This window comes from Paenibacillus foliorum, assembly GCF_013141765.1.
Lineage (GTDB): Bacteria > Bacillota > Bacilli > Paenibacillales > NBRC-103111 > Paenibacillus_S > Paenibacillus_S foliorum.
In genome coordinates this window covers 1-933 of sequence record NZ_WHOD01000032.1, presented here as the reverse complement: position 1 = coordinate 933, position 933 = coordinate 1, and the positions used below count along the sequence as shown (strand labels likewise).

The 933-nt window shown below is 32.2% G+C and carries 2 protein-coding genes; both read left to right on the top strand.

Annotated elements, in window-relative coordinates:
- The first annotated feature begins 80 nt into the window (after positions 1–80).
- On the top strand, positions 81–503 hold the full coding sequence (locus tag GC093_RS07775; RefSeq protein WP_171651307.1) for an RDD family protein: 423 nt from the start codon (positions 81–83) through the stop codon (positions 501–503).
- Between the two features lie 27 nt (positions 504–530).
- The gene (locus tag GC093_RS07770; protein ID WP_171651306.1) at positions 531–824 is read left to right on the top strand and encodes a hypothetical protein; all 294 of its coding nucleotides are present in this window, start codon (positions 531–533) and stop codon (positions 822–824) included.
- The last annotated feature ends 109 nt before the right edge of the window (positions 825–933 follow it).

Below are 933 nucleotides of genomic sequence, written 5' to 3'. Positions count from 1 at the left end.
TTAGTGCCATTGCTTCGTTGAATACTAAGTATGGTAGTTCGGTAAAAATACTTTAAATTTTAATGTGAAAGGGAACATTTATGAGAGCAGAACGAATGACAAGATTGGGTGCTTTTTTTATTGATTATTTATTAGTTTGTATAGTTGTTGCTATATTTTCTTTTTTAATTTCATGGAACATTATGACTCAGTCTCCAATGAGTGCAGAGAACTTTAATAAATTAAGAAAGTTAAATTATTTTATAACAGCAATTGGTTTAATTATTACTATGTTCAAAGATGTCGTAAATGGTAGAAGCATTGGTAAACGTATGACTAATATCTCAGTGATAGACAGTAAGAGAAATGACCAAGTTCCAAGTATTTGGAGATTAATTTTAAGAAATATAACTTTATTAATTTGGCCCGTGGACCTTCTTTATTTCTTAATATCGGGTAATAGAATTGGTGACATTTTATTTAGTACACAAGTAGTGAGAGGTAAAGTTAACGGGAAACGATAGCACAATTAAGCCAACCGAATTTTTGCATTGGAGGATAAAATGGATTTCATTTGTCCAGTTTGTGGTTATGACGAATTGAAGCAGCCACCATATGATGAAAAAGGGAATGAGTCATTTGATGTTTGCTTATGTTGCGGTTTTGAATTTGGCGTGGATGACATGCTTTTTACATTTGAGGCTTACCGAAAAGAATGGTTATCTAATGGAGCGAAATGGTTTTTTGCAAATATACAAAGTGATAACTGGAGCGTAGATGATCAACTAAAGAATATTGAAAAAATCAAACCTATGTACACCCCATACAATCGCCGAAAGCGCTAAGCTAACGGAGAACGATAGTTAAACATAAAGAGTTCCACATATTAGTCATGTACAATATGTAGAACTCTTTATTTTATCTGACTTACTTAAAGTTAGCTCTTGATAAACT

Excerpts from the sequence above, each read along its gene's own strand:
- GC093_RS07775 (WP_171651307.1), top strand. The coding sequence starts at position 81 with ATGAGAGCAGAACGAATGACAAGATTGGGTGCTTTTTTTATTGATTAT.